This is a genomic window from Pantoea sp. PSNIH1, from assembly GCF_007680655.1.
GTDB classification, from domain to species: domain Bacteria; phylum Pseudomonadota; class Gammaproteobacteria; order Enterobacterales; family Enterobacteriaceae; genus Pantoea; species Pantoea eucrina.
In genome coordinates this window covers 1,053,508-1,067,401 of sequence record NZ_VEIP01000001.1, presented here as the reverse complement: position 1 = coordinate 1,067,401, position 13,894 = coordinate 1,053,508, and the positions used below count along the sequence as shown (strand labels likewise).

Here is a 13,894-nt window from a genome sequence, read left to right as displayed (position 1 = left end):
GTGAATTCACGACAGGGAGAGGTAACAGCATGAAAAATGATGAGAAAAAACCGCGCCGTCGTTCGCAGGCGGCGACCGCAAAACGCGCCGCTATCCTGCAGGCGGCGCTGGCGCTGTTTTCCCAGTTCGGTATTCATGGCACCAGCCTTGACCGGGTGGCTGAGGGAGCAGAGGTGTCAAAAACGAATCTGCTCTACTATTACCCTTCAAAGGAAGTGTTGTATGTCGCCGTGCTGAAAGAGATTCTGGATGTCTGGCTGGCACCGCTGCGCGCGCTGCGCGCCGACCAGGATCCCCTGACGGCCATTCGCCACTATATTCGCCTGAAGCTTGAGGTCTCCCGCGATTATCCTCAGGCATCGCGGCTGTTCTGTCTGGAGATGCTGCAGGGCGCACCACTGCTGCGTGGTGAACTGGCGGGCGACCTGAAAGCGCTGGTAGAGAGTAAGGCGGCAATAGTCGAGCAGTGGATCAGCGCCGGACAGCTGGCTGCCATTCAGCCGCAGCATCTCTTTTTTATGCTCTGGGCCACCACGCAGCACTATGCTGACTTTGCCTCGCAGGTTGAGGCGGTCACCGGGCAGACGCTGCAGGATCCCGACTTTTTTGCACAGACGTTGCAGAACGTAGAGCGGATGATTATCGAAGGCATTCGCGTGCGCTAACGATTGAGGGAGGAGAAGCATGGATTCGCTGTCGCAACTGGCGCTGGGCGCTGCAGTTACCGTTGCCGTCATGAACCGCCGGGTACCGGTATGGCAGGCGGCCCTGGCGGGGGCAGTCGCCGGTACGCTGCCGGATCTGGATGTGTTCGTCGATCACGGCGACGCAATACGCAATATGACGCTGCATCGCACCGAGAGCCATGCGCTGCTGATCCTGACGCTGCTGGCACCGCTGGCCGGCTGGCTGGCCGCCGGGATCACCCGCAGCAAAGCGCACTGGCGCAGCTGGTGCCTGGCCCTCTGGCTGGCGCTGATCACCCATCCGCTGCTCGATCTCACTACCGTGTATGGTACGCAGCTTGGGCTGCCGCTCACTGACTATCCGTTTGCCATCGGCAGTATGTTTATTGTCGATCCGCTCTATACGCTGCCGCTGCTTATCGCACTGGGCGTAGCGCTATGGCGGCGTGATGCCACCGGCGTGCGCTGGACCCGCCTGGGCCTGTTAATCAGCACGCTTTATCTGGGCTGGAGCATGGTGATACAGGGCGTCGCCACGCGGCAGATTGAACAGCAGCTGGCGCAGCAACACGTTGTATCACAGCGGCTGCTGGTCACGCCGACGGCGTTCAACACGCTGGTCTGGCGTACGGTCATTATTACGCCGGATCGCTATGGCGAAGCGTACTGGTCGCTGTTTTCACCCCGGCGGCCGTTACAGATTGCGTGGCACGATCGTCAGATGGCGCTGCTGACACCTTTCAAAGGGCAGTGGCATACGGAGCGCGTTGTCTGGTTCAGTCACGGTTTTTATGCGCTGCGTCAGCAGGCGGGCAATACGCTGATTAGCGATTTGCGTATGGGTGAGGCGCCCGATTACACCTTTACTTTTAATCTTGGCAGGCCGGAAGCGCCAGCAGCGGCGCCGCAGCGTGAGGCGGCCGCACGCCCGTCACTCCAGCGTGCCTGGCATCAGTTCTGGCAGCAGTTATAAATGAAAAAGGCCCGCAGCAGCGGGCCTTAAACAGAAGGGGATCAGGCTTTACGGCGCCGCAGCAGCCAGCCCATGGTGAGCAGCATAAACCACAGCGGCGTAACCATCAGCGCCTGACGGGTATCCTCCTGCAGCGTCAGCAGCACCAGCACGAAAGCAAAAAATGCCATGCAGACCCAGCACATAATCTTGCCCAGCGGCATCTTAAACGTTGACGACGCGTGACGCTGGGGATGCTGTTTACGGTAGGCCAGGTAGCTGCAGAGAATGATGGTCCAGACAAACATAAACAGAATAGCGGATACCGTGGTCACCATGGTAAACACTGTCATCACGTCCGGGATCAGGTAGATCAGCGCGACGCCGCCCAGCAGGCAGAGACAGGAGAAGAACAGGCCGGTGGTGGGCACGGCGCGCGCGGAGAGACGACCAAACGCCTTATGCGCTACCCCCTGTTCTGCCAGGCCATACAGCATGCGGCTGGTAGAGAAGATGCCGCTGTTGGCTGACGAGGCCGCTGAGGTCAGTACCACAAAGTTAACGATGCTCGCAGCAGCGGGCAGGCCAATCAGCACAAACATCTCTACAAACGGGCTGCGATCCGGCATCACCTGATTCCATGGCGTAACGGCCATAATCACCAGCAGCGCCAGAACGTAAAACATAATAATGCGCAGCGGTATGGCATTGATGGCGCGGGGCAGGACCTTGTGCGGATCTTTGGTCTCTGCCGCGGCGGTGCCTACCAGCTCAATACCGACAAAAGCGAACACGGCAATCTGGAAGCCGGCGAAAAAGCCGCTCAGCCCTTTCGGGAACATCCCGCCATGCTGCCAGATATTACTGAGCGATGCCGTGCTGCCGCCGGGTGAAGGGTAGTGCGTACTGACCAGCACAATACCGGTAATAATCAGGGCAACAATGGCGACAATTTTGATAATTGCGAACCAGAACTCCATTTCCCCGAAGAGTTTGACCGTGGCAATATTCAGCGCCAGAAAGACAAAGACGCACAGCAGCGCGCTCATCCAGATAGAGAATCCGGGGAACCAGAGCTGAAAATAGGCGCTGATGGCGACCACGTCAGCGATGCCGGTAACGACCCAGCAGAACCAGTAGGTCCAGCCGGTAAAATAGCCCGCCCACGGGCCGAGCAGATCGGCCGCGAAATCGCTGAACGATTTATATTCCAGATTAGAGAGCAGCAGCTCTCCCATTGCGCGCATAACAAAAAACAGCATGAAGCCGATGATCATATAAACAAAAACGATCGACGGCCCCGCCAGGCTGATGGTTTTGCCTGACCCCATAAAGAGCCCGGTTCCGATAGCGCCGCCAATCGCAATAAGCTGAATATGACGGTTATGCAGGTTGCGCCGGAGTTTTTCCGGCTGTTCAGCCTCACTGAGGGCTGCTTTGGATTGATCAACCATAAAGATAGCTTTCCTGTCTTGATGTTGTGTCAGCTCTGATGGCTGTTGAAATACGTGCCTTTGCACAGGGCAAGAGCGCATAAGATAGAGGAAAGGCCACCGGGTCTGGTAATTGTTTTTTAACCTTTGTGACCTTTTGCGTTTTTTGCTCTGTCAGCAAATATTTACATGGTTGCTCTTTTAGTCACTTTGCGTAAATAAGCAGCACTTTTTCCCGGAAGAACAGGCAGATGAGGCAAGCCAGCTACACTTAGTCACAGGTTTGCAAAGTGATAAGGCAGAGATGGTGCGCGCACTCATTGCGACAGGAATAATTGCTCTGGTGGGGTGGTGGAGTTTGCCCTGGCTGAAATCGCAGCTTCCGGCGCAGTGGAATCCGTTTATTCCGCTTAACGTCACGGATGCGCCAGGCTGGATAACACGTTACAAGCTGGAGAAACTGCGTCACGATCCAGCCGCCTGTCTGGCGGTGCTGGAGCGCGCCAGTGCGCAGGGACGGGTAAGTTTTCGCACGACGCCTCCGGTGCGGGGTAACTGCACAATTGAACAGCCGGTTCGTATCAGCCAGTTTGGGCCGGTTACGCTCAGCAGCAGTTTTCTTGCCAGCTGTCCGATGGCCGTGGCAAGTACGATGTATGTCACGCGCAGTAATGCTGCATTACAGCAGGCGGGTATCACCAGTCCGCTGCGGCGTATTGAGCATGTTGGCAGCTACGCCTGCCGCAACGTCTATCATCGCCAGGAGGGACGCCGCAGCGAACACGCTACGGCAGAGGCGTGGGATGTCACCGCTTTTCAGCTGGCCGATGGCCGCTGGTTACGGGTCGCCAGAAACTGGCAGCAGCCCGCCAGCAGCGCGGCGGGTTTGCATGCACTCTGGCGCAACGGCTGTGCCAGCTTTGGAAACGCACTGGGACCAGACTACAACGCAGCTCATACCACACACTTTCATCTGGGCATGCGCGGCGGTGGATTCTGCCGCTGATGCGGCAGGCTGTTAATTTTAAAAGCCGGGCAGGCTTAATAGTTAATTTGCGCCAACGCTATTTTAGATCCAGTCCCTCAAAGACGCAGAAGGCGTGATTACAAATGAGAACCATTACCCGACTAATTTTTATGTTTGAAATAAGTCTGCCTTAAATAACACTCATCTGTTTTAATAATGAGATATCTCCGGTGAATTTATTTACTCTCCAAAAGAAAAATCGGGTGCCAGCGTCAGATTGTTCAGGCTATCTGCAGCGGACATCATCGCGTTAAAACAGAATTATATTGGTTATCCGCCTCACTCTGTTTTCATTCCAGCGGCTGATGACAGCGTATGCAACTGCGGCAGGCAGTTTATGCCGATAAAATGCGTAGTCGCGCATGGCGCAGGCATCAGCGTGGTGCGGATACAGATAGCTCAGGGTTGCCGATTGCCGGAGGTAACTTTATTTATCAGTGGAATTAAAAACCGTCCATGACTAAATCATTTAGCGCTTTTAACTGAAGGTGAATGTCTCTGCTAATCATTATTTTACTTAAAATCGATGCTAAACTTTTATCCATCTAATAATTAATTTTAATGGGTGGGAGATTGAAACTTTATCAGAAAAATCCTATGCTGGTTTCACGTATCTTAAGCGCCTGAGGCCTGGCAGTCAGGTCACTGCGGCGCTCGCTTTATGGCAACAATTCGATAACTTTCCGGCTGTATAACGCAATCTACAGCAGGAGCCTTTTATTCATTCTGTTCAGATTACGTCTCACCGATATAATCGGACAAGCATCAGGTTAATAAAAGACGTTAAATACGTCAGGATAATAATGACTACCGATAATTATTTTGTCTGGCGAGCCGAAACAGCAAAAGCGTTTCAGGGGTTGACGGAGGTGGTGCAATTAAAAGCACTGTTGCAAAAGCAAATCGTCGCTCTGGGATTCGACTTCTTTGCCTTTTTTGTGCAGCAGCCGGTTCCCTTCACCCGACCGCGTTTTTTCCTGTTCAGCACCTACCCTGAATCCTGGATCCTGCATTATGAGCGGCATAACTACTATGCCGTCGATCCTGTACTGCGGCTTTGTCAGCAGCCCGGAAAAGGGATTGAGTGGTGTGCTGAGATTTTCACCGGGGCGGCTAATCTTTGGCCAGATGCGCAGGCAGCGGGACTCCTGAGCGGCTTTTCTTGCTCAGCGATGGCATCAAATCGTGCCATTGGTATATTATCAATAGCATCACGTCAGCCCGGACGCTCCAGGCACCGCACCGTTGAGCTTGAGGTACAGATAAACTTTCTGGCGGACCTGAGCTTACGGGTTCTTGAGCGCTTAAAAGATAGCTCAATGGTGGTGCTGGCTAAGGGATTTAGCGAGCGGGAGCTGGAAATTTTGAAATGGACAGCTGAAGGAAAAACCTCGGCAGAGATTTCGCTTATTTTGGCAATATCAGAACATACGGTGAATTTTCACCAAAAAAACATGCAAAAACGTTTTAACGTTTCAAATAAAACGCAGATAGCGTGTTATGCCGCAGCGACAGGTCTGATATAGCAAAAGGCAACTACTAATACTGGTAGTTCCCTATCCGTATTGAGTTGTCTACCCTGCGCCGGAAACTTAGCCAGGCTGGCACGATAAAAATCATTGCACACATGGGGATGTCAGAGGCGCATGATGAAAATAATTCAAACACAGCTAAAGGATATGCCTTCCTCACTGCTAGCCGAACTGGGTACCTATCGTTATAGCGTGTTTGCGCGTGGCGAAGGCTGGTCAATTCCTCCGCGGCTGAGCACACCGGGGCAGGAGTACGATCGCTACGACCGTTCAGACGTGACCTGGCTTATCGCCTGGAATGCACGTAAAGGCATTTGTGGCTGCGCGCGATTACTGCCGTGGCATGAACCGGAAGTGGCTGAAGGTATTATTCTGCCGTTTGCGCAGGATAAGGTTTGGGAGATGTCACGCTACTCAGCACGACTGGAGGTGGATGCGGAATTACCGCTGAATATCCTGTGGCACTCGGTGCAGCTGGCAGAGCTGAGCGGCATGGAGTATCTGATTAGCTCGGCCACGCCGATGCTGGAGAAGATGTTTGCACAGCATAATGTGGTTTATGAACCGCTGACGCCAGGGTTGATCCAGTCGGAAGATAATCTGTTCGCTATCCGTATCCCGGTTGAACAGCCGGCACTGGCGGAAAAATATCGCGGCACGCGGCGCTTTAGTCCGGAAGAGGTGCTGCCTTCGCTCGGCGTCTCCGTTAACTGGCAGGCGCACAATTAATACCCCGTGCAGCGCACGGGGCTGGCCGCTTACTGACGGTAAGCGGTTTTGATCTGACGGATCGTGTTGCTGAATACTTCAGCCTGGGGCTTATCAGCCAGCGCATTTTGCACATAGCGTTCCATATTGATAATTACTTTACCGGCGTCTGCCTGTCCCATGCCTTTGAGAATCAGAGTAATCATCATTTTGAGGCAGGCAACTTCATCAGCCAGTGCCTGAGTGTCACGCGACGTTACGAAATCTTCATCACTCATCTTCAACTCCCTGGTGGTATCGATTTACACAGATTCTGTCTTTCCGTGCATAAAACAGAGAGTATATCATAGGTTTGCTTTCTCATTCAGAGGCCAGAAAAATCATTATTCGATCCAGTTAAAGGCAGGGCAGTGCAGACCGTTTTGGCTCGCCTGATACTTTTTCGGCTTAAAAAAAGAAAACAGGCAGATTTATTACAACATGCTGTTATTCAATGAAATGTTAAATAAAAAAGCTGTTTAGTTTGCAGAAAATGGATTTTTTTCTGAAAAGATTTAATTATTTGATTTAGATCATTGCGTCGCAGGTTGTTCTGGTATGTCTGATGTTCAATGCGCATAAAAAACGCTAAGATTACGCTCTTTTTTAATTACCTTTCTAACCTGCGGAGTATGTCCCGTTGATCAGCCTGCTGCTTGTTGATGACCATGAACTGGTACGTGCCGGTATTCGTCGCATTCTGGAAGATATCAAAGGACTGGTCATTGCCGGCGAAGCGGCGTGCGGAGAGGATGCAGTAAAATGGTGCCGTCAGCACACGGTGAATGTCGTTCTGATGGACATGAATATGCCGGGTATCGGCGGACTGGAAGCGACGCGCAAAATTGTCCGCTACAACCCCGATATTCGCATCATTATGCTGACTATTCACACCGAAAACCCGCTGCCGGCCCGGGTAATGCAGGCGGGCGCCTCAGGCTATCTGAGCAAAGGCGCTGCGCCTCAGGAGGTGGTCAGCGCCATTCGCGCCGTCCACGCTGGACAGCGCTATATCGCCTCAGATATCGCTCAGCAAATGGCGCTGAGCCAAATCGAGCCGCAGAAAGCGGAATCGCCCTTCAGTTGTTTGTCGGAACGGGAATTGCAGATTATGCTGATGATTACCCGGGGACAAAAAGTTACGGAGATATCCGAACAGTTGAACCTGAGCCCGAAAACCGTTAACAGCTACCGCTATCGTATGTTCAGTAAGCTAAACATCAGCGGTGATGTAGAGTTAACGCATCTGGCCATTCGTCATGGTCTGTTCAACGCGGAGCCATTAATAAGTAGTGAGTGAACTCTTTAATCCCAAAGCCTTTCTCAGCACCGTAACCAGCCAGCCTGGCGTCTACCGAATGTATGACGCGGCCGGTACGGTGATCTATGTCGGTAAAGCCAAAGACCTTAAAAAACGCCTCAGCAGCTACTTTCGTGCGCAGACTGGCAGCCGTAAAACGGATGTGCTGGTCAGTAATATTTGCAATATCGACGTTACGGTCACGCATACTGAGACAGAAGCGCTGCTGCTGGAGCATAACTACATCAAGCTTTACCAGCCACGCTATAACGTGCTGCTGCGCGATGATAAATCGTATCCATATATTTTTCTTAGCGGCGATACGCACCCCCGGCTGGCGATGCATCGCGGTGCCAAACACGCCAAAGGGGAATATTTCGGTCCGTTTCCAAATGGCTATGCGGTACGCGAGACGCTGGGCCTGCTGCAGAAAGTCTTTCCTATTCGCCAGTGTGAGAACAGCGTCTATCGCAATCGCTCGCGTCCCTGTTTGCAGTATCAGATTGGACGCTGCCTCGGTCCGTGCGTAGCCGGTCTGGTCAGCGAAGAGGAGTATGCCCGGCAGACAGACTATGTGCGGCTGTTTCTGGCCGGTAAAGATGATCAGGTCATCAACCAGCTGGTAGCGCATATGGAGGCGGCAAGTCAGGGATTGCGTTTTGAAGAGGCGGGGCGGCTGCGCGATCAGATTCAGGCCGTACGCCGCATTACTGAAAAACAGTTTGTCTCAAATCAGGGTGACGATCTTGATGTCATGGGCGTGGCCTATGATGCGGGCATGGCCTGTCTGCACGTGCTGTTTATCCGCCAGGGGAAAGTACTGGGAAGCCGCAGCTATTTCCCCAAAGTCCCGCCTGACACTGAGCTGACGGAAGTGGTGCAGACCTTTGTCGGGCAGTTTTATCTGCAGGGAAGCGAGGCGCGCACCCTGCCCGGAGAGATCCTGCTGGATTTTAACCTGGCAGAACGCAACCTGCTGGCTGAATCACTCAGTACGCTGGCTGGTCGCAAAGTCAATATACAGACCAAGCCGCGCGGCGATCGGGCACGCTATCTCAAGCTGGCGCGCACCAACGCGGCAACGGCGCTGACCACTAAGCTGTCGCAGCACTCCACTATTCAGCAGCGGCTTGCCGCGCTGGCTTCCTGGCTGAAGCTGGAGAGCATTCAGCGCATGGAGTGTTTTGATATAAGCCATACCATGGGTGAGCAGACTATCGCCTCCTGCGTGGTGTTTAATCAGGATGGCCCGCTGCGTTCTGATTACCGGCGTTACAATATTGAAGGGATCACGCCGGGCGACGATTACGCGGCGATGAATCAGGTGCTGCGCCGCCGTTATGGCAAAGCGCTGGAGCAGGATAAAATTCCGGATGTCATTTTGATTGATGGCGGTAAGGGTCAGCTGGCGCAGGCGAAAGAGGTATTTGCGGAACTGGATGTCAGCTGGGATAAACAGCACCCGATTCTGCTTGGTGTCGCTAAAGGCAGCGATCGCAAGGCGGGACTGGAAACGCTGTTTTTTGAAGCGGAAGGTGAGGGCGTTTCTCTGCCGCCGGATTCGCCAGCCCTGCATGTCATTCAGCATATTCGTGATGATGCTCACAATCATGCAATTTCAGGCCACCGTAAAAAACGCGCCAAAGTGAAGAACACCAGCGCGCTGGAAAGTATTGAAGGCATCGGACCTAAACGGCGTCAGCAGCTGCTGAAATATATGGGAGGCCTGCAGCCGCTGATGAACGCCAGCGTGGATGAAATCGCCCGCGTGCCCGGTATCTCCTTTGCCCTGGCTGAAAAAATATACCACTCGCTGAAACACTAACATTGAAACAGGGGGGGCAATGTAGGAACATACGTTAAACCCTACACACACCAGACAGTTACTGGCATATGCAATATAACATCCCAACGTGTCTTACCCTGTTTCGCGTTTTTTTGATTCCTTTTTTTGTACTGGCGTTCTACCTGCCGTTTTACTGGGCGCCTTTTGCGACAGCGCTGATTTTTGTTATTGCCGCCATAACGGACTGGTTTGACGGCTTTCTGGCGCGTCGCTGGAAACAAACCACGCGCTTTGGTGCATTTCTCGATCCGGTGGCTGATAAGGTCATGGTCGCTATGGCGCTGGTGCTGGTTGCGGAATATTTCCACGCGTGGTGGATAACCCTGCCTGCTGCCACCATGATCGCCCGCGAGATTATTATCTCTGCGCTGCGTGAATGGATGGCGGAAATTGGCAAGCGCAGCAGCGTTGCCGTCTCATGGATTGGTAAAGTCAAAACCACGGCGCAGATGCTCTCACTGGTTGCGCTGCTGTGGCGTCCTGATGCTACGGTAGTAGGCGTTGGCGTGGTCGCACTCTATATCGCGGCAGTGCTGACATTCTGGTCGATGTTTCAGTATCTGAGCGCAGCACGCGGTGATCTGCTCGATAGCTGATCGATACGATTCAAAAAGCAGCAAACAGACGCAGTGGGTGATAATTTTATTGACTCACTGCGTGAGATAAGTAGAATGCATCGCATCGAACGGCAGCACAGCTGCAAGAAGCTGAATAAAAACAGCAAGTTCGGTAAAGCAGCAGTTATGCGGGAATAGCTCAGTTGGTAGAGCACGACCTTGCCAAGGTCGGGGTCGCGAGTTCGAGTCTCGTTTCCCGCTCCAGTTTCAGCAATGGGTCACTGACCGGTTGCACATCAGAATAAAGGCGCGTTGGCAGAGTGGCCATGCAACGGATTGCAAATCCGTCTACCTCGGTTCGACTCCGGGACGCGCCTCCAGTTTACACCCTGCCCGGGTGGTGAAATCGGTAGACACAAGGGATTTAAAATCCCTCGGCTTATGGTCGTGCGGGTTCAAGTCCCGCCCCGGGCACCATACAAAACACCGAATTAAAAAAGCGCTATAAGTAATGTCGTAACCGCCTTCAGGCGGTTTTTTTGTGTCTGCTGTTTTTCATTCCTGACGCCCCACCGTGCGTGCCTGTATAACCAATCCCAAATCATAATACCTGGATAACAGCCTTTTTGATCTTTCACTGCAAAACAGAACCTGCGCAGGTGACATGATTCATGTTTTTCCTGCGATTAATTGATAAAGCACCGGGCAGGTGCTGGCAACGCTGCATAGCGTAGTTAATGGTCGATTTATGAAAGTTGTTCTTCAAAAGCCGCATCTATACTTTTTGCCGCATCGCGGATTTCGGGCAAACCAGTCATCCACCTTATCGATAAACCCAATTTTTCCGGGTTTTCACGTCAGAAGTCTGCGCTTTAAAATGTGATTGCTGCTGCCGGAAGGGATCCCGGCGCGAAGCCAGTAAAGATATGGAGATTATTATGTTTACTATTAACAAAGCATCGGCGCAGTCTGTTCCTGTTGCTCTGCCTCCGGCTGATGCCACGGCACCAGAGGGCTGTGTATCTCTGGACTCATTCTTTAGCGATCCCTATGTCATAAAGCACCTGGCGCTGGCGGCAACGCTGAAAAAAAACCAGTCGGGAACGCTGTTAAGCAATATTTTTAATAAGCGGGATGTCTGTTTTGATTCTGAACAGAAAATAAGAGACGCCGATTACGCTATAAAAGATGGGTTTCTGTATCGTGCCCACTATGCGGATCCGCATACTGTGACGAGCGCGGGGGTAACCCGCAATACGCAGGAAAACGAGGAGGAATGTTTTGATGATTATCTGGCAAAGTTGTTTGAGCATACTGCCGGGCACAGCAGCCAGGGAGCCATATTATCTTTCAGTAGCCATGAGAAAACAGCTAAAAAATTTATGGCAGAAGGGAAACTCCTCCTCAAAGTAGATGCTGATAGTGAGGCGGATAAAAACGAGTTTATTTCCGTACCACAACTGATACTGCAGCATGGCGGGCGATTGCTCAAAGCAGGAAAGATAGACAAGCTAACGCTGCTTTCTGCTCTCGATCAGCTCAACAACAGAGAGCGTGAATTTTTTTATATTGGTAAACGTCATGGCTATCGATATGGCGAATTACCCCCGTATAAACTGGCTTTTGGTGAAGCGGCGCAGCCGGTTACTACGCATGTTGCGGCCCGTGACCAGGAGCCTGTTGCGGCAGCCGTGGTGCTCAGAGAAGATAAAACCGGCGTAGCCCGCGATCGTATCTGCTATCCGGGAGTCAGCAGCTGCCTTACGATTACTTTCAGACATGAAAATTTTTTAGCAGGAGCGCACTTAACAATAGCCACAGATAAGAACGCCCTTAAAGATGTACTGAAAGAAATAAAAGCGCTTAACCCGAATAAACCCATTGAGATTATTGTCGCTTCTCCATTTTCTGTTTATAAAATCGGCGTGTCTGATAAAGAGTTAAATACCCGCTCAAAGTTAAAAAAAATCATAGGCAGGATTTTTCCGGATACGTCAATCCGGTTGGTTGACACCTCCGATATACGGTTGTCCCATATTCTGGTCAGTAAAAATAGCCTTGAGTACGTAAACGAAAGCAACTTCAGAGTTATCGGCAACCATTGTCCCGATGCGTCAGCCTTCGCAAAATCCGCTGAAACCGTCTTGCCGGACAGGCCGACGCCCTTAGCCTCACTGGCGAGCAGCAGCAGTGGTGCGGTAACGCGCTCAGCACTGAGCGCCTGGCTAAAGGAAACTGATTTACCCTCCCGCCGCAGTGAAGAACAGGTATTAAAGGATTTAAAAGAGGCTGGCTTTGCGGTCACCGCTTCTCAGCTGAAAAAAGCCTGGTCCGATGCACTGCCGGCCGGCGATGCTGTTCTCGCTTCAGCGCCGGATAACCCCTCTTCTGAGATCGCCTCACCTGAAATAAAGAAATTACGCTCAATCAGAACCCTGACAACGCTGAAACATCAGCACGGAATGCCGAACCAGGATCGGCAGCGCGAACTCAATGCCCTGCTTAAATTGGGTCCGCAGCTGGCTGATGTGGCGCGCCATCCGGGTAAAGAGATGCTTGAGACTATTTTAGATAAAGATATTTCCCCTGCCGGCTATTCACAAATGAGCAGTGAGTTCAGCCAGGCTCTGGCGACGGATTACTTTGAGACACTAGACGATACCCTTAAAAGTGAAGAAAACCCGACAGGCGACCCCCCCCTGGCCTCAATGCTCAACCCGCTAAAGGATCATCTGCTGGAAAACCGTGGTCAGCAAAATATGCACCCCTGGAATGATGGGTTGATCCGCACTTTGAGTACGGCAGGAAAGGGTGCGCAGGCTCAGCGAGCTGCGCGCGCATTATCTGCGGAGCTGGAGCGGGATCCTGACATCGGCACGGCATGGAAGCCCGGATCGTCTGCAGCGCCATCGCCTGAAGCTGAGCGCATCAGAGAAAAGTTGACCCAGCTGAGCACTCGTGAAGGTTTTATACAGAAAGAGCAGAGGCTGACCGGGCTTCTTTCGCGACGAGACAGGAATATTCAGCAGGACAGAGAAAGGCTGACACTTAAGGCAGCAGCAGATCGGGCAAAACGCAGGGAAGCGGACCGCCAGGCGTGGAACGCCTTCAATCGCCACGTTGATAATATGGTTGCCGGGGGGCAGGATCTCAGGGCCAGACATGCCCGTGAGAGAAGCGAAATCGATGCCCGTGTCAGCCGGGATTATCATGCCCGCATGGATGCCTGGCAGAGTACAAGAGAAGAGATGGGGAAGAAAATGCAGGCCATACTGCAAGCGCTGGCAGCCAAATCCGGAACGGCTGCAGCGCGTAAGATGAGTGTGCCGGCTAATCTGGGGCCGATTATCAGTACGGCAGACCGGTTAAGAAATGAAGCTGACGCTGCTATTACGGCTTTCACCTGGGCTCTGCAGAAAAATCTCACTGAGGGAGAGCTAAAGCAACGTCTGACTGACATGGAGAGGGTTACTGAAAAGCTGGTTGCTGAAGAGCAGCACCTGTTCAATCAGGTAGCAGGCCTGATAGAAAAAAAGGTATCCGTAGCGCGACCGGATGAGAGAGAAGTAGATACGTTGTTAGGCCAATTAGCTCAGGAAGTCATGACAGAGCGTCTCCCTGATATTAACCGGACTCACGGGCTTCAGGACCTGTCATCGGAGAGAAGAGCTGAGAGAGAGCCGCAAAAAATAGCCCTTGCGCGGTCTGCTTATGACAAAGTCGGCAAAGAGTAAAGCTAACAGCTAACCCCGATTTCATACGCGGAATGTCAGCAAAGAGAGCCTGTCAATACCCCGAACGGGCAATAACTACC

The 13,894-nt window shown here is 52.5% G+C and carries 11 protein-coding genes and 3 tRNA genes; 12 read left to right on the top strand and 2 right to left on the bottom strand.

Annotated features, from left to right (window positions below; genetic code table 11):
* The first annotated feature begins 29 nt into the window (after positions 1–29).
* Positions 30–665, top strand: a complete 636-nt coding sequence (gene rutR / locus FS690_RS04995) for an HTH-type transcriptional regulator RutR (RefSeq protein WP_104084755.1) — start codon at positions 30–32, stop codon at positions 663–665.
* A 19-nt stretch (positions 666–684) separates the two neighbouring features.
* On the top strand, positions 685–1,659 hold the full coding sequence (locus FS690_RS04990; RefSeq protein ID WP_145339150.1) for a metal-dependent hydrolase: 975 nt from the start codon (positions 685–687) through the stop codon (positions 1,657–1,659).
* A gap of 41 nt (positions 1,660–1,700) precedes the next feature.
* Here the strand turns inward: FS690_RS04990 and cycA are convergent, their stop codons facing one another.
* Complete coding sequence (cycA, locus tag FS690_RS04985) at positions 1,701–3,092, bottom strand: D-serine/D-alanine/glycine transporter (protein ID WP_039383706.1); 1,392 nt, start codon at positions 3,090–3,092, stop codon at positions 1,701–1,703.
* 286 nt (positions 3,093–3,378) lie between these two features.
* Here cycA and FS690_RS04980 point away from each other — a divergent pair, with 286 nt between their 5' ends.
* The 3 genes from FS690_RS04980 to FS690_RS04970 all read left to right on the top strand — a co-directional run bounded on the left by FS690_RS04980 (position 3,379) and on the right by FS690_RS04970 (position 6,359).
* Complete coding sequence (locus FS690_RS04980; RefSeq protein WP_039385784.1) at positions 3,379–4,077, top strand: extensin family protein; 699 nt, start codon at positions 3,379–3,381, stop codon at positions 4,075–4,077.
* 824 nt (positions 4,078–4,901) lie between these two features.
* On the top strand, positions 4,902–5,624 hold the full coding sequence (sdiA, locus tag FS690_RS04975) for a transcriptional regulator SdiA (protein WP_104084758.1): 723 nt from the start codon (positions 4,902–4,904) through the stop codon (positions 5,622–5,624).
* A gap of 123 nt (positions 5,625–5,747) precedes the next feature.
* On the top strand, positions 5,748–6,359 hold the full coding sequence (locus tag FS690_RS04970) for an acyl-homoserine-lactone synthase (RefSeq protein WP_071668718.1): 612 nt from the start codon (positions 5,748–5,750) through the stop codon (positions 6,357–6,359).
* Positions 6,360–6,388: 29 nt separating this feature from the next.
* Here the strand turns inward: FS690_RS04970 and FS690_RS04965 are convergent, their stop codons facing one another.
* On the bottom strand, positions 6,389–6,616 hold the full coding sequence (locus FS690_RS04965; RefSeq protein WP_039383713.1) for a DUF2594 family protein: 228 nt from the start codon (positions 6,614–6,616) through the stop codon (positions 6,389–6,391).
* A gap of 401 nt (positions 6,617–7,017) precedes the next feature.
* On the opposite strand from FS690_RS04965, the gene uvrY reads away from it, so the two are divergent.
* The 7 genes from uvrY to FS690_RS04930 all read left to right on the top strand — a co-directional run bounded on the left by uvrY (position 7,018) and on the right by FS690_RS04930 (position 13,814).
* Positions 7,018–7,677 (top strand): UvrY/SirA/GacA family response regulator transcription factor, encoded by a 660-nt coding sequence (gene uvrY / locus FS690_RS04960; protein WP_039383715.1) that lies wholly within the window; start codon positions 7,018–7,020, stop codon positions 7,675–7,677.
* Complete coding sequence (gene uvrC / locus FS690_RS04955) at positions 7,670–9,502, top strand: excinuclease ABC subunit UvrC (protein ID WP_039383716.1); 1,833 nt, start codon at positions 7,670–7,672, stop codon at positions 9,500–9,502. The genes uvrY and uvrC overlap by 8 nt, the downstream gene beginning before the upstream one ends.
* Positions 9,503–9,570: 68 nt before the next feature.
* Entirely contained in the window at positions 9,571–10,119 is a 549-nt protein-coding gene (gene pgsA / locus FS690_RS04950) for a CDP-diacylglycerol--glycerol-3-phosphate 3-phosphatidyltransferase (RefSeq protein WP_039383718.1), read from the top strand.
* Positions 10,120–10,268: 149 nt separating this feature from the next.
* Positions 10,269–10,344: transfer RNA gene (locus tag FS690_RS04945), tRNA-Gly, on the top strand.
* Positions 10,345–10,386: 42 nt separating this feature from the next.
* Positions 10,387–10,460 (top strand) — tRNA-Cys (locus tag FS690_RS04940).
* Positions 10,461–10,471: 11 nt separating this feature from the next.
* Positions 10,472–10,557 (top strand) — tRNA-Leu (locus FS690_RS04935).
* Between the two features lie 461 nt (positions 10,558–11,018).
* On the top strand, positions 11,019–13,814 hold the full coding sequence (locus FS690_RS04930) for a hypothetical protein (RefSeq protein WP_145339149.1): 2,796 nt from the start codon (positions 11,019–11,021) through the stop codon (positions 13,812–13,814).
* Positions 13,815–13,894: the final 80 nt, after the last annotated feature.

Coding starts and splice junctions, on each gene's coding strand:
- sdiA (WP_104084758.1), top strand. CDS start 4,902: ATGACTACCGATAATTATTTTGTCTGGCGAGCCGAAACAGCAAAAGCG.
- FS690_RS04970 (WP_071668718.1), top strand. CDS start 5,748: ATGAAAATAATTCAAACACAGCTAAAGGATATGCCTTCCTCACTGCTA.
- FS690_RS04990 (WP_145339150.1), top strand. CDS start 685: ATGGATTCGCTGTCGCAACTGGCGCTGGGCGCTGCAGTTACCGTTGCC.
- pgsA (WP_039383718.1), top strand. CDS start 9,571: ATGCAATATAACATCCCAACGTGTCTTACCCTGTTTCGCGTTTTTTTG.
- FS690_RS04930 (WP_145339149.1), top strand. CDS start 11,019: ATGTTTACTATTAACAAAGCATCGGCGCAGTCTGTTCCTGTTGCTCTG.
- cycA (WP_039383706.1), bottom strand. CDS start 3,092: ATGGTTGATCAATCCAAAGCAGCCCTCAGTGAGGCTGAACAGCCGGAA.
- FS690_RS04965 (WP_039383713.1), bottom strand. CDS start 6,616: ATGAGTGATGAAGATTTCGTAACGTCGCGTGACACTCAGGCACTGGCT.
- rutR (WP_104084755.1), top strand. CDS start 30: ATGAAAAATGATGAGAAAAAACCGCGCCGTCGTTCGCAGGCGGCGACC.